General features: G+C 63.0%; 17 protein-coding genes and 1 pseudogene. 9 read left to right on the top strand and 9 right to left on the bottom strand.

What is annotated here, in order from left to right:
- Positions 1 to 2: 2 nt before the first annotated feature.
- Positions 3 to 2,042: a protein-disulfide reductase DsbD domain-containing protein gene (locus tag J9892_RS17065; protein WP_052814380.1), complete on the bottom strand. Its 2,040-nt coding sequence runs from the start codon at positions 2,040 to 2,042 to the stop codon at positions 3 to 5.
- 55 nt (positions 2,043 to 2,097) lie between these two features.
- Positions 2,098 to 2,478 (bottom strand): hypothetical protein, encoded by a 381-nt coding sequence (locus tag J9892_RS17060; protein WP_052814424.1) that lies wholly within the window; start codon positions 2,476 to 2,478, stop codon positions 2,098 to 2,100.
- 163 nt (positions 2,479 to 2,641) lie between these two features.
- Between J9892_RS17060 and J9892_RS17055 the strand changes: the two genes are divergently transcribed.
- The 4 genes from J9892_RS17055 to pspG all read left to right on the top strand — a co-directional run bounded on the left by J9892_RS17055 (position 2,642) and on the right by pspG (position 4,713).
- Positions 2,642 to 3,370, top strand: a complete 729-nt coding sequence (locus J9892_RS17055; RefSeq protein WP_039039739.1) for a 1-acylglycerol-3-phosphate O-acyltransferase — start codon at positions 2,642 to 2,644, stop codon at positions 3,368 to 3,370.
- A 206-nt stretch (positions 3,371 to 3,576) separates the two neighbouring features.
- Positions 3,577 to 4,239: a phage shock protein PspA gene (gene pspA, locus J9892_RS17050; protein WP_010672795.1), complete on the top strand. Its 663-nt coding sequence runs from the start codon at positions 3,577 to 3,579 to the stop codon at positions 4,237 to 4,239.
- A 1-nt stretch (position 4,240) separates the two neighbouring features.
- Positions 4,241 to 4,447, top strand: a complete 207-nt coding sequence (locus J9892_RS17045; protein ID WP_010672796.1) for a PspC domain-containing protein — start codon at positions 4,241 to 4,243, stop codon at positions 4,445 to 4,447.
- Between the two features lie 47 nt (positions 4,448 to 4,494).
- Positions 4,495 to 4,713, top strand: a complete 219-nt coding sequence (gene pspG / locus J9892_RS17040; RefSeq protein ID WP_010672797.1) for an envelope stress response protein PspG — start codon at positions 4,495 to 4,497, stop codon at positions 4,711 to 4,713.
- A 50-nt stretch (positions 4,714 to 4,763) separates the two neighbouring features.
- Here pspG and J9892_RS17035 read toward each other — a convergent pair whose 3' ends face one another.
- Together J9892_RS17035 and rarD are read right to left on the bottom strand one after the other, a co-directional pair.
- On the bottom strand, positions 4,764 to 5,099 hold the full coding sequence (locus tag J9892_RS17035) for a GIY-YIG nuclease family protein (RefSeq protein WP_210538604.1): 336 nt from the start codon (positions 5,097 to 5,099) through the stop codon (positions 4,764 to 4,766).
- On the bottom strand, positions 5,096 to 5,989 hold the full coding sequence (gene rarD, locus J9892_RS17030; protein ID WP_043152937.1) for an EamA family transporter RarD: 894 nt from the start codon (positions 5,987 to 5,989) through the stop codon (positions 5,096 to 5,098). Before rarD ends, J9892_RS17035 begins: the two co-directional genes overlap by 4 nt.
- A gap of 102 nt (positions 5,990 to 6,091) precedes the next feature.
- On the opposite strand from rarD, the gene J9892_RS17025 reads away from it, so the two are divergent.
- Positions 6,092 to 6,682: a uracil-DNA glycosylase family protein gene (locus J9892_RS17025; RefSeq protein ID WP_010672800.1), complete on the top strand. Its 591-nt coding sequence runs from the start codon at positions 6,092 to 6,094 to the stop codon at positions 6,680 to 6,682.
- On the opposite strand, the gene J9892_RS17020 is transcribed toward J9892_RS17025, so the two are convergent.
- Complete coding sequence (locus tag J9892_RS17020) at positions 6,679 to 7,536, bottom strand: DMT family transporter (protein ID WP_010672801.1); 858 nt, start codon at positions 7,534 to 7,536, stop codon at positions 6,679 to 6,681. The two genes, J9892_RS17025 and J9892_RS17020, sit on opposite strands and share 4 nt — an antisense overlap.
- Before the next feature lie 91 nt (positions 7,537 to 7,627).
- On the opposite strand from J9892_RS17020, the gene J9892_RS17015 reads away from it, so the two are divergent.
- Positions 7,628 to 8,545: a LysR substrate-binding domain-containing protein gene (locus tag J9892_RS17015; RefSeq protein ID WP_042014956.1), complete on the top strand. Its 918-nt coding sequence runs from the start codon at positions 7,628 to 7,630 to the stop codon at positions 8,543 to 8,545.
- A gap of 104 nt (positions 8,546 to 8,649) precedes the next feature.
- On the opposite strand, the gene znuB is transcribed toward J9892_RS17015, so the two are convergent.
- Positions 8,650 to 9,429: a zinc ABC transporter permease subunit ZnuB gene (znuB, locus tag J9892_RS17010; protein WP_200164336.1), complete on the bottom strand. Its 780-nt coding sequence runs from the start codon at positions 9,427 to 9,429 to the stop codon at positions 8,650 to 8,652.
- Positions 9,430 to 9,438: 9 nt separating this feature from the next.
- Entirely contained in the window at positions 9,439 to 10,203 is a 765-nt protein-coding gene (gene znuC, locus J9892_RS17005; protein WP_200164337.1) for a zinc ABC transporter ATP-binding protein ZnuC, read from the bottom strand.
- 94 nt (positions 10,204 to 10,297) lie between these two features.
- Here znuC and znuA point away from each other — a divergent pair, with 94 nt between their 5' ends.
- Together znuA and J9892_RS16995 are read left to right on the top strand one after the other, a co-directional pair.
- On the top strand, positions 10,298 to 11,236 hold the full coding sequence (gene znuA, locus J9892_RS17000) for a zinc ABC transporter substrate-binding protein ZnuA (protein ID WP_139737625.1): 939 nt from the start codon (positions 10,298 to 10,300) through the stop codon (positions 11,234 to 11,236).
- A gap of 76 nt (positions 11,237 to 11,312) precedes the next feature.
- Positions 11,313 to 11,987, top strand: coding sequence for a transglutaminase-like cysteine peptidase (locus J9892_RS16995; RefSeq protein WP_042878306.1), 675 nt, complete (start codon positions 11,313 to 11,315; stop codon positions 11,985 to 11,987).
- On the opposite strand, the gene J9892_RS16990 is transcribed toward J9892_RS16995, so the two are convergent.
- Together J9892_RS16990 and J9892_RS16985 are read right to left on the bottom strand one after the other, a co-directional pair.
- On the bottom strand, positions 11,982 to 12,923 hold the full coding sequence (locus J9892_RS16990; protein WP_200164338.1) for a TAXI family TRAP transporter solute-binding subunit: 942 nt from the start codon (positions 12,921 to 12,923) through the stop codon (positions 11,982 to 11,984). The two genes, J9892_RS16995 and J9892_RS16990, sit on opposite strands and share 6 nt — an antisense overlap.
- Positions 12,920 to 14,221 (bottom strand): annotated as a pseudogene (locus J9892_RS16985) (LapD/MoxY N-terminal periplasmic domain-containing protein). The gene J9892_RS16990 and the pseudogene J9892_RS16985 overlap by 4 nt, the downstream one beginning before the upstream one ends.
- A gap of 270 nt (positions 14,222 to 14,491) precedes the next feature.
- Between J9892_RS16985 and mepM the strand changes: the two are divergent.
- Positions 14,492 to 15,829 carry a murein DD-endopeptidase MepM gene (gene mepM, locus J9892_RS16980; protein WP_041212320.1) on the top strand — a complete coding sequence of 446 codons (1,338 nt, stop codon included), beginning with the start codon at positions 14,492 to 14,494 and terminating at the stop codon, positions 15,827 to 15,829.
- The last annotated feature ends 23 nt before the right edge of the window (positions 15,830 to 15,852 follow it).

Here is a 15,852-nt window from a genome sequence, read left to right as displayed (position 1 = left end):
CCTTAGAAATGGGGGCCGGGCTGGACGAGGCCGGCCTTGTTCAAGACGTCGAGCAGCGCTGCCTTGTCCAGCAGGGGGGAGAGGGTCTCCCCCCGGGGCAGGCCGGGCCCGTAGATCTGGTTGAAGGGGACGGCGGCGGCGCCGCGCTGGCGCAGGAAGGCGGCGATGGCATCACTCGGCCTGCTCCAGTCGCCGCGCAGGGCCACCACGTCCGGGGCGGACAGGGCCTCCTGCACCTCGCCCTGCAGCAGCACGTTGTATTTATTGGCCTTGCAGGTGACGCACCAGTCGGCGGTGACATCCACGAAGACCCGCTGGTGCCGAGCCAGGGCGTCGGCGATGGCCTGTTCGGAGAGGGGCTGCCAGGCGACTCTGTCTATGCTGCCCGACCCCTGCGCCGTGAGGGCGCCCCCCAGCAGCAGGGCGCCGCCGATGAGTGCCGAGAGGGAGAGGGCCAGCGTGAAACCACACAGACCATAACGCCAGAGGATGCCCATCAGCAGCACCAGCACCATGGCGGCCATCAGCCAGCCGGTGGCCGTGCTGCCCAGATGGTTGCCAAGCAGGCTCGCCAGCCAGAGGCTGGAGCCCAGCATCATCAGGCCGAGCAGGATGCGCAGTCGCCCCATCCAGCGCCCCGGTTTGGGCAGCCAGAGGGCAAGGCGCGGCAGGGCCGCCACCAGCAGCCAGGGCAGGCTCATGCCAAGGCCGAGGGCCGTGAAGATGAGCCAGAGCTGGCCGAGGGGCGCCGCCAGTGCAAAGGCCACCGCGGTGCCGAGGAAGGGGGCCGAGCAGGGGGTCGCGAGCAGGGTGGCGAAGCTCCCCTGCAGGAAGTGACCGCCGAGCCCCTTGCCGCCGCGGGTGGCGAGGCGAGTGTTGAGATTGCTGGGCAACCTTATCTCGAACAAGCCCAGCAGGTTGGCGCAAAACAGCAGGGTCACCGCCACCATGAAGCCGATGAAACCGGCGCTCTGGAACTGGATCCCCCAGCCGACGGCTCCCTGAGTCGCGCGCAGCAGGCTGCTCATGGCTGCCAGCACCCAGAAGGAGGTGATTATCCCGGCGCTGGCGGCGAGGAACTGCTTGCGCACGCCTCCTTGTTCGCGCCCCTGCTGCTGCAACACGGTGCCGAGTTTCAGGGCCAGCACCGGCAGCACGCAGGGCATCAGGTTGAGGATGAGACCGCCGAGCAGCGCCGCCCCCAGCAGCCAGATGAGAGGCTGGCCTGGGGCTGGCAAGGTGAGGGGCCCGGCGATGGTGGCGCGGGTCTGCCAGGCCTGCTCGCCGCTGGTGAGCAGCAGGCCGAGGGATTGACCACGCAAGTCAGGGGCATCCCCCTGCCAGCCGTCGCTGACCGGCACCCGGGCAATCAGGGTGGTGCCGTTCACCTCGAGCGCGGGCTTGCCGAACTCGGCCCCCTCCAGCGCATCGATGAAGAGCGCAGGCTCCTGCCACCCCTCGACCCGCTCGGCCCGCAGTTGCAGCAGGTTGTGCTGGTAGCCGAGCTCGACCCGGGTGTCGGCGGGCAGCGTCTGTGGCAGGGTGCTCATGGCCCGGGCCCAGGCGAAGTCGAAACCGGCCGGCGCCTGCCCATCCGCCGCCAGGGTGAAGGGGTAGTCGGTCAGGATGCAGACATTGCTGCAGGTGGAGAGGCGCAAGGTGCCCTTGAGCGGCTGCCCGGCCGGGTAGCCCAGGCTCAGGGGGAAGCGTACCTGCTCCTGATAGCCCTGGGTGTTGAGCCCGGCCACCTCGAAGGGACGCGGCGTGGGCCAGTGCCACTGGAAGTCGCCGACCGGCTCATCCCACAGGATCTGGGGCGCTATGCCCCCTTCACCCGGGCTGTGCCAGTAGGTCTTCCAGCCTGACTCCAGCTGGACATCGAGCAGGATGCGGGTCTGATCCGGGACGCTGCGGTCGGCTTGCAGCCTGACCTTGGCGTGACTGTTCTGGGGGCGGGTGAGCCACCCCGTATCGCTGGCCAATCCGCTGGATTGCCACAGCAGGCTGCCCAGTAGCAGGGCCGCCTTGAAGAGATTCGACATGTGTTGGGTCTCGCAAAAAAATGAGTGACAGCAGGCTGAAAAAGCGCGGCTGAACTTATTCCCGCCAGACGCAGAGGGTGAGGTGCAGTCGCCGCTCTGGCGGCGAGACATTGATGGGGGGAGGCAGTGCCGGCGCGCGCCGTGACAGGGGCACCAGCAGGGCAATCACGAAGGCGATGGCGAAGAAGAGTTGCTCCACGCACAGCAGACTGGCGGCGCTCAGCCATTTGCCGTTGAGCTGGCAGCTATTGGGCTGCACACTGGCGGGCGTGCCCTTGTCGGCCTGGTCGTCGGCTGAGGCGAACTGGGGCAGGGTCTGGCAACTCACGGCGTGATCGAGCAGGGCGAGGCGGGCCAGCGGCTGGGCCGCGCAATTGAGCACCAGCAGGCAGACCAGCAGCAGGAGTCGTGTCGCCGCGCGTTGTTGCAAAACCATGTTCGCCCCGTTCATCAAGATGGCCACATCCTAGCGGGCAATGGCGGGTGGGGCAAGCCGGGGTGACCGGTGGCGTCCGGGGCTGGTCGGTTCTGTCTGGCGAACGCTTGTTCGCTAAAAGGGGGACCAGTATACTGCGCCGAGTCAAATTCCGAGGTGTTCGATGCTCAAACTTGCCCGTGTGCTGCTGCTGGCACTGCTGCTCGTCTTCTGGTTCCTGTTCGGCCTGTTGCTTTGTCTGGTGCGCCCGCGCCACCCGAACAACGTCTATGTCTTCGCCCGCATGTATCATGCGGTCTGCCCGCTGATCGGCCTCAAGGTCCGGGTGACGGTGGCCGACGAGGTCAAATCGGTGGGGCCTGCGGTCTACGTCTGCAATCACCAGAGCAACTACGACATCTTCACCGTGACCGGCGCCGTGCAGCCCGGCGTGGTGGCGGTGGGCAAGAAGAGCCTGCTGTGGCTCCCCTTCTTCGGTCTCATCTTCTGGCTCTCCGGCAACGTGCTGATCGACCGCTCCAACCGCTCCCGCGCCATCGGCACCATCGGCCAGGTGGTGGATCGCATCAAGCATCGCGGCACCTCCATCTGGATGTTCCCGGAGGGGACCCGCTCCCAGGGGCGTGGTCTGCTGCCGTTCAAGGCGGGGGCCTTCCACACTGCCGTCCAGGCCGAGGTGCCGGTGGTGCCCATCGTCTGCTCCAGCTACTTCGGTCAGGTCGATCTCAACCGCTGGGACAACGGCGAGGTGCTGCTGGAAGTGATGGCCCCGGTGTGCAGCAAGGAGCACGGCGCCGCCGGCATCCGCGAGCTCTCCGACACCTGCCGGGAGAAGATGGAAGCCAAGCTGGCGGAGCTGGATGGCAAGCTTGGCCATCGGCCGGCGGCCTGAGCCCGGTTGCAGAGAAGAGAGGGAGCCGCTGGCTCCCTTTTTTATTGGTGAAAATCACCATCTTGTTGGTTTTTTTCACCACATTGTATCCAATGGACATCCATTGTTAACTTTCATCTAATTGTAAATAAAGGAAAAAATATTCTGGCACGGCTCTTGTAATGTCATGGGAAGAGAGTGACACCCCATCAACAAGGAGCCAGACCATGAGCGTATTCAGCCGCCTGACCGACGTGATCAATGCCAACCTGCACAGCCTGCTCGACAAGAGCGAAGAGCCGGAGAAGATGCTGCGGCTGATGATCGAGGAGATGGAGCAGGTCCAGGTCGAGATGAGAACCCAGGCCGCCCGCGTCATCGCCGAACAGAAACAGTTGGAGCGCCATCAGCAGGCGCTGCGCAACCAGATCCAGGAGTGGGCAGCCAAGGCCGAACTCGCCATCCAGAAGGGCCGCGAAGATCTGGCCCGTGCCGCCCTCACCGAGAAGCTGGCGGAGATGAAGCAGTGCGAGCGGCTGGAAGAGGACAAGGCGCGGGTGGCCGAAGTGCTGGCCCAGCTCACCGCCGACAGCGAGCGACTGGCGGCCAAGCTGACCGAGGCGCGGGAGAAGCAGAAGATGCTGACCCTGCGCGAACAGACCGCCCACAGCCGCATCCGCGCCCGTGCCCAGGTGGACAACCAGCGCATGCACGAGCTGGTGGCCCGCTTCGACGGCTTCCAGAACCGTGTCGATCAGCTGGAGGCCCAGCTGGAGGCGGCGACCCTGGGGCAGAATCCGTCCCTCGAGGCCCAGTTCCGCGAGCTGGAGCTGAACGACGAGATTGAGCGGGAACTGGCCCGGCTCAAGGGTCAGAAGGTGGAGGCATAACATGACACCCTGGCCCAAGGATCTCGCCCATCGCAAGCTGACCGGGGTCTGCGCCGGTCTTGCCAGAGGGCTGGGGGTGTCCAGAGTGACGGTGCGGGTGGTGGCCCTGCTCGCCCTGATCCTGATGCCGCCGCTGGCCCTGGCGCTCTATCTGGTGGGGGTGCTCGTCATGCCTCCCCGCCGTGAACTTCAACGCTGGCTGGGGTGATCTCCGGATCGCCCCGTCGGCAAGTGCAAGCCCGTGAGGAGCACAACATGCTGGAATTTATCGTCTTGATCCTGGTGCTGATCGGCATGGCGCTGACCGGATTCACCGTGCTGGCCATGCTGCTGGTGAGCGGGGTCTTCGTGCTGTTTGGCGCCCTGGCCGGCATGTTTGCCCTCATCATCAAGCTGGCGCCCTGGTTGCTGGTGGTGCTGGTGGTGTGCTGGCTCCTCAGCAACAGGCGCAAGCAGTCGAACACCTACCGTTAAGCCTCCCTGATTTCGCATCCTTCCTTGGCCACTGCTTGCAGTGGCCCTTTTTATGGGGGCGACACAGGGTCGGTGTGCGGGTTGGCAAGCCAGGAAAGGCTCCAGCCGTGCCACAGCGCCGGCTCGTGTACCAGGCGCTCCTTGAACGCCTTGCTCTGCTGCTTGAGGCGGTACTCGAGGCGCAGCGCCTCGCGTTGGCTGGGGACCTCCTGCTGCCATACCAGGGAGAGGGGCCCCTTGCCGCGCAGGGCTCTGGCCCCCTTGCCGCTCTGGTGCTGACGCAGTCGCCGCTCGGGATCCGTGCTGATCCCCGCATAGAGTGCCCCGGTGCCGGTGCGCACCAGATAGACAAACCAGCGGGAGGGAGTGGTGGTGGCGAGGGTCACGAGGTGCGCCACCTGGCCCGCTGGCGCCCAAGCCGGTGCAGGGGCAGCAGGCTCACCAGCAGGCCGGCCCAGACGAAGGCAAAGCCCACGGATTTCACCGGATCCGGGATCTCGCCAAACCAGAAGAGGGCGAGCAGGAAGGCGAGGCTCGGCTCTATGTATTGCAACAGCCCCACCGTGCTCATGGGCGTGCGCGCCACTGCATAGCAGAACAGCCCCACCGGCAGCAGGGTGGCGGGGGCGCTGCCCATCAGCAGCAGTCGCTCGGTCCAGTCACCGGCCATAAACTGGCTGGTGCCCTGCAAGGTCAGCCAGCCGATGATGAGAAGGGCGATGGGCAACTGCACCAGGGACTCCAGATAGAGGCTGGTACCGGCGTCCAGTCTCACCTTCTTCTTAATGAGGCCGTAGAGGGCGAAGTTGGCCCCCATCACGAGGGAGAACCAGGGCAGTTGGCCGTAGGAGAAGAGCATGTAGGCGAGCCCCGCCAGGGCGAGCGCCACCGCCAGGTGTTTTTGCGGGGTGAGCTTCTCTTTGAGGAAGAGCACCGCAAAAGCGATGTTGAAGAGCGGGGTCATGAAGAAGGCGAGGCTGGTGGCCAGCACCTGGCCCGTGGTCAGGCACCAGGTGAACATGCACCAGCTGATGGACATCACGGGGCCCGCCAGCAGCACGAGGCCGAGCTGCCGGGGATCGCCGCGCAGGGCCCCCCAGGGCACCCGCTGGCCGAGGAGCAGAAGCAGGCCTCCCAGCAGCACCACGGACCAGAGCACCCGGTGGGAAAGCAGTTCCCACATGTTGATCTCGGGCATGAACTGGTAATAGAGGGGCAGCATGCCCCACAGCACGAATGAGAGGGCCGCGCTGCCGGTGCCCATCCAGTTCTTCATCTCTCTCCGTTTATTAAACTAAACAATGGCGGCTGCATGATAAGTATCCGCCGCCCCTTTCACAAGCGGGAGCGGGGAGAAAACTCTGGTACTATCGGGCCCATGAACCGACTCGATCCCCTGTTTGAACAGATCCGGGCCTGCCGCCTGTGCGAGGCCCACCTGCCGCTCGGCCCAAGGCCGGTGATCCGCGGCAACGAGCGCGCCCGTCTGCTCATCATCGGCCAGGCCCCCGGCACCCGGGTACACGCCAGCGGCATCCCCTGGGATGATCCCTCCGGCGATCGGCTGCGCTTGTGGCTCGGGGTGGACAAGGCCACCTTTTACGATGAATCCCGCATCGCCATCATGCCCATGGGGCTCTGTTACCCGGGCAGGGGCAAGTCGGGGGATCTGCCGCCGCGCCCGGAATGTGCCCCCACCTGGCACGACAAGGTACTGATGCTGCTGCCCAACATCGAGCTGACTCTGCTCATCGGCCAGTATGCGCAGGCTTACTACCTGAGGGCGGCGGCGAAAGGATCGCTCACCGAGACGGTGCGACACTGGGCGGACTATGGCCCGGCCTGGTTGCCGCTGCCGCACCCGTCCCCGCGCAACACCCTCTGGCTCAGGAAGAACCCCTGGTTCGAGCAGGCAGTGATCCCCCATCTGCAGCAGAGGGTCGCCCCCCTGCTTGACCCGGCAGGCTAGAGCGCCGGCTCGGCCTGGGGCTTGGGCTTGCTGCGGGCCATGGCGACCAGCGGCAGTATGATGCACAGGCACCCCAACAGCAGCGGCAGCCCCGGCTGTTCGTCAAACAGCCAGACCCCGATGGCGACCGCCATCAGCAGCCCGGTGTACTCCGCCGAGGCGATCTTGCTCGCCTCCGCCTTGCGATAGGCCATCACGCACAGCCCCGCGTAGACCATGATGAGCGCCGAGGAGCCGAAGGCGGGCCACCACATCTGCCATTGCCACTCGCCCCCTTCCCACCAGGCCAGCGCCAGGATGAAGGGCATGCTCAGCACATTGGTGAAAAACAGGGTCTGGGCGATGGGCTGCTGGAGCGGGATGCGCTTGATCAGCAGGTTGTTGACCGCCAGGGAGAGCGCCACCCCGAGCGCCGCCAGGGCGGCCCAGTTTACCTCGGTCGGGCGCAGCACGATGAGCACTCCGACGAAGCCGAGCAGCGCCGTCAGCACCTTCTGGCGCGAGAGTGCCTCCCCCGCCAGCCAGACCGCGAGCGGCACCATCAGCAGCGGGGCGGCATAGAAGAGGGCGTTGGCGGTGGCGAGCGGCAGCCGGGTGAGGGCGACCACCATCAGGCAGACACCGACGGCCCAGATATGGGCCCGCAGCAGGTGCCACTTGAGGGCTACCGGCGGGTTGCGCCGCCAGGACCAGAGCAGCCAGGGGGCGAGCAGCAGGGCCGCGGAGAGCTGGCGGAAAAAGACAAACTGGAAGATGGGCTGGTCCGGCTCCAGCACCTTGACCAGGGCATCGGAGAAGACCGCCACCATGTTGCCGAGCACCAGATAGAGGATGCCTATTCCGACTGCATTCATACCACCTCCAGATTCAGATGAGGGGAGGGTAGCCCGCGGCCTGTTATCCAGTAAAATGATAAAAAATCATCACGCATGAGAAATTTGGATAATGAAGCTGCCCCCCCTGCGCGCCGTTCAATATTTCGAGGTGGTTGCCCGCCTGCTGAGTTTTTCCCGCGCCGCCCTGGAGCTCAATGTCAGCCAGAGTGCGGTCAGTCACCAGATCCGTCTGCTGGAGGATTTTCTGGGGGAGCGGCTGCTGCTGCGCCAGGGGCGGCTGCTCTCCCTGACGCCCCAGGGGGAGATCTATTTCGAGGGGATCGCCGCCGGGCTGGTCCAGATTGCCCAGAGCAGCGAGCAGTTGCGCGGTGGCGGCGAGATGCGGGTGCGGCTCGCGGTCTACAGCTCCTTTGCGGTGAAGTGGCTGATCCCGCGCCTGGCCGGGCTGCGCCAGCTCTATCCCGAGCTGGATCTCAGCCTGGAGATGGTGGCGGAAGATCCCGAGCTCTCCGACAGGGTGGCGGACGGTTTCATCACCGTCTCCCCCGAAGGGCCGGGTTACATGCACGATCTGCTCTATCGGGAGCGGCTGATGCCGGTGTGCAGTCGCCGGATGTGGCAGCAGGTGGAAGGGGAGTGGCCCGCCACCCTGTGGCAGTTGCCGCTGCTCTCCATCCAGGCTATCTACCGCGAGAAGGGGGAAGATTGGCGGCGCTGGGCCGAAATGGGGGGGCTGACCATTCCCCCCGAGGCGAGGGTGCACCATTTCAGCCATATCCTGCTCGCGCTGGAGGCGGCGAACTGGGACCAGGGAATGGCGCTCATCAATGACTACATGTTGCAGCCGGAAGATCCGCGTCTGGTGCGGCTGCCCCTGCACGCCCTCGAGACCGGCGACAATTTCTATTTCGTCTTCAAGCGCTCGCGCGCCCATGAACCCGCCATCAGCCGGTTGCGTCAGTGGCTGTGGCAGGAGTCGCAGGCGAGCCTGAGACCCGGGGAAAACGAGCCTCTCAGGCGCGTCTGAACGGGCTGGGCGCCCTATGCAGAATGGACGGCACAGCCCACGACGCAGGAGTCTGATTCGGGAGGCCTGATGGCACTGGCGAGACCAGGGCCATCAGGAGCGGGTCAGGTGCGCTTGAACTGGCTCAGTACAAAGAGGGTGGTGGCGCAGACTACGACCGAGGGACCGGCCGGGGTGTCCTGATACGAGGAGAGGGCAAGGCCCCCCAGCACGGCGAGACAGCCTGTCAGGGCGGCAAAGCCGGCCATCTGCTCCGGAGTCTGGCTGAAGCGGCGGGCGGTGGCGGCGGGAATGATCAGCAAGGAGGTGATGATGAGCGCCCCGACGAACTTCATGGCCACGGCGATGACCAGGCCTATCAGCAACATCAGCACGCAGCGCAGCACATCCACCCGCACCCCTTCCACCCGGGCCAGCTCTTCCGAGATGGTCATGGAGAGCAGGGGGTCCCAGAGCCGCCACAGGGTGAGCAGCACCAGGGCGCCGCCGCCGTAGATCCAGAGCAGGTCCATGGGCTGCACCGAGAGCAGGTCGCCAAACAGGTAGGCCATCAGATCCACCCGCACGTTGTCCATGAAGCTCAGGGTGACCAGACCCAGCGACAGGGCGCTGTGGGCCAGAATGCCGAGCAGGGTGTCGGTGGCCACCTGCTGGTTGCGGCTCATGATGACCAGCAGCATCGCCATGGCGAGGCAGCAGACCACGACCGCCAGGGTGAGGTCCACCTGCAGCAGGATGCCGAGGGCGATGCCGAAGAGGCAGGCATGGGAGAGGGTGTCGCCAAAATAGGCCATCTTGCGCCACACCACGAAGCTGCCAAGCGGCCCGGCCAGCAGGGCGATGCCGAGTCCGGCCGCGAGGGCGTATAACAGAAAGCTGTCCACGTGAAGATCCTAGTTGTTGCGAGAGGGCAGGCGGATGACGGGAGCCTGCGGTTCATGATGATGGTGTTCACCATCGCAGCGGTGATGGTGGGTATAGACCGCCAGCACCTCCCGCTCCGGCCGCCCGAACAGGCGGGCAAATTCCGGGTGGCGGGCCACGCTCTGTGGCTCGCCGTGGCAGCAGACGTGGCGATTGAGGCAGATCACCTCGTGAGTGCTGGCCATCACCAGGTGCAGATCGTGGGAGACCATCAGCACGGCGCAGTGGAACTCGGCGGCCAGCTGGCTGATGAGGGCATAGAGCTCGATCTGTCCCGTGATATCTACCCCTTGCACCGGTTCGTCCAGCACCAGCAGCTCGGGTTTGACCAGCAGGGCGCGGGCCAGCAGCACCCGCTGCATCTCGCCACCGGAGAGCTTTTGCATCCGGTTGTCCAGCAGATCCTGGGCACCGACCCGATTGAGCGCCTCCTCGATGGAGAGGCGGCTGTTCTTGCCAAGTTGCAGGAAGCGGCGCACCGTCAGGGGGAGGGTGGGGTCCAGATAGAGGCGCTGGGGTACATAGCCGACTCGCAGATCGCGGCGGCGGACGATGTCCCCCGAATCTGGGCGGAGCAAGCCCAGCACCAGCTTGCTCAGAGTGCTCTTGCCCGCCCCGTTGGGGCCGACCAGGGTGGTGATTTTGCCTTTGTTCAGGGTAAAGGAGACCTTGTCGAGCACGAGTCGTCCGTCAAATGAGAGACAGACCTCTTTCAGCTCCACCAGTTGGGTCATGACAGCTCCGGGGTTTACAGCCTGTGAGAGTTATAATATAACAGCGACGTTGGTTTGTTATATTATCACACACATATTCCCTGACGAGACCTCTATGCGAATTCTTGCTCTGATCACTGCCCTGATGGCGGTGAGTCTGCCTGTCCGTGCCCTCGAGGTGCTGACCACCATCAAACCCCTGGGCTTCATCGCGGCGGCGATCACCGATGGCGTGAGCGAGCCCGGGGTGCTGCTGCCCACCGGCGCGTCGCCCCACGATTTTTCCCTGCGCCCTTCCGATATTCGCAGCATCAACGAGGCCGATCTGGTTGTGTGGGTCGGTCCCGAGCTGGAAGGCTTCATGGCCAAACCCCTGGCCCAGCATCCTCATGTATTGACCCTGACCCAGGTTCCCGGCATGCCGCTGTACAACTATGCGACCCAGGGGGAACATGACGATCATCACCATGATGACAAGGATCATGACCATGCCGCCCACGACCACGGCTCGCACGACGAGGGCCATGAAGGGCACCACCACGAAGGGGTGGATCCCCACATCTGGCTGGGTCCAACCCAGGCCAAGGTGATTGCCAAGGCGATTGCGACCGAACTGGGCAAGCTGGATCCTGCCAACCAGGCGCGCTATGCCGCCAATCTCGCGGCCTTCGAAGGCAAGGTTGACGCCCTGGACAAGGTGATCGCCGTGCAGATGAAGGCGGTGGATCAGAAGGGCTACTTCGTATTCCACGAAGCCTATGGATACTGGGAGCGTCACTACGGCATGAGCTCCAAGGGACACTTCACCGTGAGCCCGGAGCGTCGCCCGGGAGCCAAGACGCTGATTGACATCCGCAAGGCGCTGGAAGAGAAAAAGGCGAGCTGCATCTACGCCGAGCCGCAGTTCTCCCCGGCGGTGATCGAGTCGGTTGCCCGCAATACCGGGGCCAAGGTGCTGCTGCTGGACGAAGTCGGCGAGCAGGTGCCGCTCGGTCCGGACGGTTATCCGCAATTCATGCAGCAATTGGCGGACGCCTTCGCCCAGTGCCGCTAGGCCTTGCCCGACATTGACGATAGAGGCGGCGCGGCCAACTATACTGACCTCCAGCATCTGATATGGAGTGTCAGTCATGAAATGGTTGCTCGTCTCTGTATGCACGCTGACCCTGCTGGGATCCGGCATACAGGCATCCGGTCTTTCCGAACACATCGCCAGCCCGGAACTCAGGGCAAAAATGCAGGCGGTCTATGGCGCCAGAGCGATCCAGCGGTCCGAGGCCTTCTCTCGTCTGCTGACGCCAAGGGCCGGAACGACGGACCAGCAGAAGCTGGAGCTGGTGAATAACTACTTCAACAACCTGACCTACAGCGAGGATCCCAGACTGTGGGGGGATGATGATTATTGGGCCAATCCGCTGGAGTTCATCGGGGCGAGAGGAGGGGATTGCGAGGACTACAGCATCGCCAAGTACTACACCCTGATGGAGCTGGGGGTCGACGAGAAGAAGCTGCGGCTGGCCTATGTGAAGGCAATTCGTTACAACCAGTTCCACATGGTGACGTTGTACTTCCCGACCATCAAGTCAGATCCCCTGGTGCTGGACAACATCAATGGCCGCATCCTGCCGGGGAGCAAGCGCAATGATCTGCAGCCGGTTTACAGTTTCGATGCCAAAAGCATCTGGATCATGAAATCTCGTCGCGAGGGAACCCTGGCGGGGAGCGCCGATCGCCTGGCCCAGTGGACCTCAATGCAGAGCCGCTTCTCCAGCGAGCATTTGCGCTCCCCCCGTCGCCAGCTATAACTTGTCCGCCGCCTTCAACTCCTCGAAATATTTTGCCGCGCCCGGATGCTGTTCGACACTCAGCACCGGGCCAATCTTGTTGCGCGCCTTGTGAAACAGGTTCGCATAGCCATAGGTCTGTTCGTTGAAACTGGTTTGCTGGCTCAGCATGGCCCGGGTCAGCCGATAGACCTCGTCATCCGGGGTGGCGGCATTGGTCACCAGGGTGGCCGCGATGGCGAAGGTCGGGGTTGCCTTGAGGTTGCCCGGGTAGATGCGTGCCGGCACCTGGCTGCGCTGATAATACCTGACCCCCTTGAGCAGCTGGTCCCTGACGGGCCCCTCGATCGCCAGGAAGCGCACGTCGCAGCGCTTGGCGGTGTCGAGCACGATACGGTTGGGATGACCCATGACGAGGCCATAGGCATCGATCTGTTTATTGCACAACGCTTCGGAGAGATTGGCGACGCTCTTCAAATCAAGATCCTGCTCCTTTGCACCCAAAACATTGAACAGGGCCAATGCCGTTTGACGAGTCCCTGAACTCTTCAGGCCCATGTCGATGGGGGCCAGCTTGAGCTGCTCCAGGGTGGTGATATCCCCATCGGCTCGCACCACTATGGTGAAAGGTTCGGCGTGGGTGGCAAAGAGCGCTCTCAGCTCGCGTTGTGGTTGGGCAACGAAAGGCCCCGTGCCCTGGCTGGCCTGATAGAGCCAGTCTGACTGGACGAGGGCATAGGGGACCTCTCCCGCTTTCAGCTGGCGGAGATTTTCGATGGACCCGGAGCTGGCCTGCAGTTTGCAGGGCATCGTGGGGTCACTTTTTTTGGCCAGTCTGCAGAACTCCTTGATGACCTGGTAATAGATGCCTTGCTCCCTCCCGGTGCCTATGGTCATGGTGGTCGCGTGCAGGGTCGGTTGCCACAGCAGGGCAAGCAGCAGCAGCGGGATCCTCATGATGCATTCTCCTGAGTGGCATAACCATCGATGCCCCAACTGCGCAGCATGTCTACATCGCTCACGTCGCCGGCTTCCGCCAGCAAGGTGTAGCCGGAAGCATGGAGGCATTGGGAGAGCAGGTTCCAATAAAGGGGGGACTGGGTGAGCTGGCAACTGATGAAGACGGGTCTGATGGGGTCGAGCCTGGCCAGATTGTCGTTGTTCATCGGGATATTGCTGAACGCCAGCTCAATCCCCTGGGACTGGAGTGCAGTCAGTCGCTCCTCGGCCAGGGGAGGGAAGATAGCCAGATCCCAGCGCCAGTCCAGTGTCTTGCCACGAGCGCTGGCCAGCACGGGGGCAAACTGCGCCCAGTCTGGATGGCCGAGCAGGCTGAGAGGCAGCTGGAGCCCTTCCGCCTTCTGGGTCAGCCAGTTGTTGAGCAGCCCCCGAATTTCATCCGGCGAACTGTCCGTGGTGGGGGGGTGCTTGGGTAGCAGGCGGCTGTAGAGCCTGATACTCCCCTGAGTGGAGAAGAAATGCTGCTGATAGGTGTTGCCATCGGTGTCGACCAGCCCAACGAGCTTCTGGTGGGTCGGGAGAGCGTCGTGCTTGCCAAGCTGGGTGATCTTGAGCCGCTGTTGCAGCAGGTCCCGCTTGCGTTCAGAGACCAGCTGGTTGATGGAGACAACGACTTCCTGCAATTCGCGAAGCCACGGGGTTGGCAGGTTGCCGCTGAACTGGCGTTTGCGGATCCGGGCCAGTTGCAGACTGATCTGTTCGAGGGGGCGCAGCAGGCGGCGGCACACCCAGGTGATCACCAGGCTGAACACCAGCAGGCCGGCGAGCAGCGCAAGTCCGGTACGACTGATGGCGTTCCACAGATGCTGGTAGGCGTAACCCTTGTGTCCCTCGAGCGTGAGGGTACCGAGAATGCGCCAGCCGTCGGTCAACTCCTGCTCAATCTTGACCGGTGGCATGTCGATAACTGAGGGGAGCTAGCCTGGAACATTTTGCTGTGCGGTGTGGAACACCTTCTGGAACAGCACCTGGCCATCCGGATCCAGCAGAACGACGGAGTTGACGAAGCCTCCGTCGAACATGGCGTTCACTATGGTCTCGGCAAGGACCTTGTCATCTTTGAGCAGAGTGCCCTGCAGCACCAGCCCCAGTGCGGTGATGGCGGTTTCAAGGTTGGCCGACATCTGGTCGAGAATAGACTGTCGTACCGTCGTGATCTCCAGCACGAGCAGCAGCGCGGCGCCGATGGTGAAGAGGATTAGGATGATTACATTTAACAATTTTGCCAATGACATACCCACTCCATGGAGATGTTTTTGCAACATTTTCTGGGCCGGAGAGCACCACAACCGGACTTGATTCTTAAAAATAGAAAAAAATGGCTGAAAATGACGATCATTTCTGCCCATGCTGGAAGGTTATGCATAAAATGTGAGTTTCGTGCATGGAGCTATGAACTTTTTGTAAGTATTTAGGTCTAAAAGCCAGATATTCGGTTTTCATAATAAAAACTCATAAAAACAGACCCACAACCACCACCCTTAGATCTAATAACAGGATAGCGGATGAAACGTCTCCGTCCCTTGGTAGCCCAGGCTGCCAATTGGGAACCCCCGGTTCCCCGCAAGCATTTCTATGCCATGCTATTGCTCACGGCCATGACGCTGTCAGCGGTAGCCGTATTGCCAGCTCCCGGTGACATCCTGGAGCGGCCACTGCGTCTGGAGTTGCCGATCGCCACCACGGGCACCGCAACCAACGAAGACAACACCGACTTCAACGACATTCCGGATCACGAGCTGGTCGAGTCAGCCGCTCCCGAAGACGACATCCCGGCGGATGCCACGCCTCAATGGCAAGATTACCGGGTTCGCAATGGCGAGAACCTGACCACCATCTTCAACAACCTGGGGCTGTCCACCACCACCCTCTACAAGGTGCTGGATGCGGATGCCAAGAACAACCTGGCGCGTCTCAAACCCGGTCAGACCATCGAGTTGCTGATCGATCAGGACAACATTCTGCAGCAGTTGAAGATCCGCCTGAACATCAAGCAGACCCTGGTGCTGGAGCGTACCGACGACACCTATAGCGCCAACATGCTCAATGAAGAGGTAGAGTGGCAGCAGAAGAGCTATGACGGTGTCATCAACGGCAGCTTCTACGTCAGCGCCCGCAATGCCGGTATCCCGGCCAACCACATCCAGAAGATTGCCAACCTGTTCCAGTGGCGCCTCAACTTCGCCAAGGATTTGAAAAAAGGTGACAAGTTCAAGGTGCTGGTCCGTCAGGAGACGGTCGACGGTAAGAGTACGGGCAATACCCAGTTGCTGGGGGTCGAGGTGTTCAGCCAGGGCAAGGCCGTGTCAGCCTGGTTGTCGGAAGATGGCAACTATTATGACGGTCAGGCAAACAGCCTGGAGCGCGGCTTCCGCCGTTATCCGACTCACAGCCGTTACCGGGTCAGCTCCAGTTTCAACCCGAATCGCCGTCATCCCATTACCGGGCAGGTCCGGCCCCATGAGGGGACCGACTTTGCCCTGCCGGTAGGCACGCCCATCATGGCGACCGGTGATGGTGTGGTCCTCAAGGCAACCAGCCACCCGCTGGCAGGCACCTATGTTGTGATCAAGCACGGCCGTACCCTGATGACCCGTTATCTGCACCTGAGCAAGCTGCTGGTCAAGCCGGGTCAGAAGGTGAAGATGGGTGACAAGATTGCCCTCTCCGGCAACACGGGCCGCTCCACCGGTGCTCACCTGCACTACGAGGTGCGCATCAACAACCGCCCGGTGGATCCCATGAAGATCAAGCTGCCGATGGCGGAGCCGCTCTCCGGTAAGGACAAGCGTCAGTTCCTCGCCAAGGTGAAGAGCTACCGCAAAGAGATGGAGGCGGGCTGAACGGCTCCCTCCTGACGAAAAAG

Source organism: Aeromonas sp. Prich7-2 (genome assembly GCF_017939255.1).
In the GTDB taxonomy this organism is placed as follows: domain Bacteria; phylum Pseudomonadota; class Gammaproteobacteria; order Enterobacterales; family Aeromonadaceae; genus Aeromonas; species Aeromonas caviae.
Note: the sequence above shows the minus strand (reverse complement) of the source record. Positions and strands in the feature narration are given on the sequence as shown.

Bases quoted from the DNA above. Each gene is read 5' to 3' on its own strand.
- J9892_RS17015 (WP_042014956.1), top strand. From the start codon at position 7,628: ATGAAGCTGCCCCCCCTGCGCGCCGTTCAATATTTCGAGGTGGTTGCC.
- J9892_RS16990 (WP_200164338.1), bottom strand. From the start codon at position 12,923: ATGAGGATCCCGCTGCTGCTGCTTGCCCTGCTGTGGCAACCGACCCTG.
- J9892_RS17060 (WP_052814424.1), bottom strand. From the start codon at position 2,478: ATGGTTTTGCAACAACGCGCGGCGACACGACTCCTGCTGCTGGTCTGC.
- znuA (WP_139737625.1), top strand. From the start codon at position 10,298: ATGCGAATTCTTGCTCTGATCACTGCCCTGATGGCGGTGAGTCTGCCT.
- J9892_RS17045 (WP_010672796.1), top strand. From the start codon at position 4,241: ATGACACCCTGGCCCAAGGATCTCGCCCATCGCAAGCTGACCGGGGTC.
- rarD (WP_043152937.1), bottom strand. From the start codon at position 5,989: ATGAAGAACTGGATGGGCACCGGCAGCGCGGCCCTCTCATTCGTGCTG.
- pspA (WP_010672795.1), top strand. From the start codon at position 3,577: ATGAGCGTATTCAGCCGCCTGACCGACGTGATCAATGCCAACCTGCAC.
- znuC (WP_200164337.1), bottom strand. From the start codon at position 10,203: ATGACCCAACTGGTGGAGCTGAAAGAGGTCTGTCTCTCATTTGACGGA.
- J9892_RS16995 (WP_042878306.1), top strand. From the start codon at position 11,313: ATGAAATGGTTGCTCGTCTCTGTATGCACGCTGACCCTGCTGGGATCC.
- J9892_RS17065 (WP_052814380.1), bottom strand. From the start codon at position 2,042: ATGTCGAATCTCTTCAAGGCGGCCCTGCTACTGGGCAGCCTGCTGTGG.
- pspG (WP_010672797.1), top strand. From the start codon at position 4,495: ATGCTGGAATTTATCGTCTTGATCCTGGTGCTGATCGGCATGGCGCTG.
- J9892_RS17020 (WP_010672801.1), bottom strand. From the start codon at position 7,536: ATGAATGCAGTCGGAATAGGCATCCTCTATCTGGTGCTCGGCAACATG.
- J9892_RS17055 (WP_039039739.1), top strand. From the start codon at position 2,642: ATGCTCAAACTTGCCCGTGTGCTGCTGCTGGCACTGCTGCTCGTCTTC.
- J9892_RS17025 (WP_010672800.1), top strand. From the start codon at position 6,092: ATGAACCGACTCGATCCCCTGTTTGAACAGATCCGGGCCTGCCGCCTG.
- mepM (WP_041212320.1), top strand. From the start codon at position 14,492: ATGAAACGTCTCCGTCCCTTGGTAGCCCAGGCTGCCAATTGGGAACCC.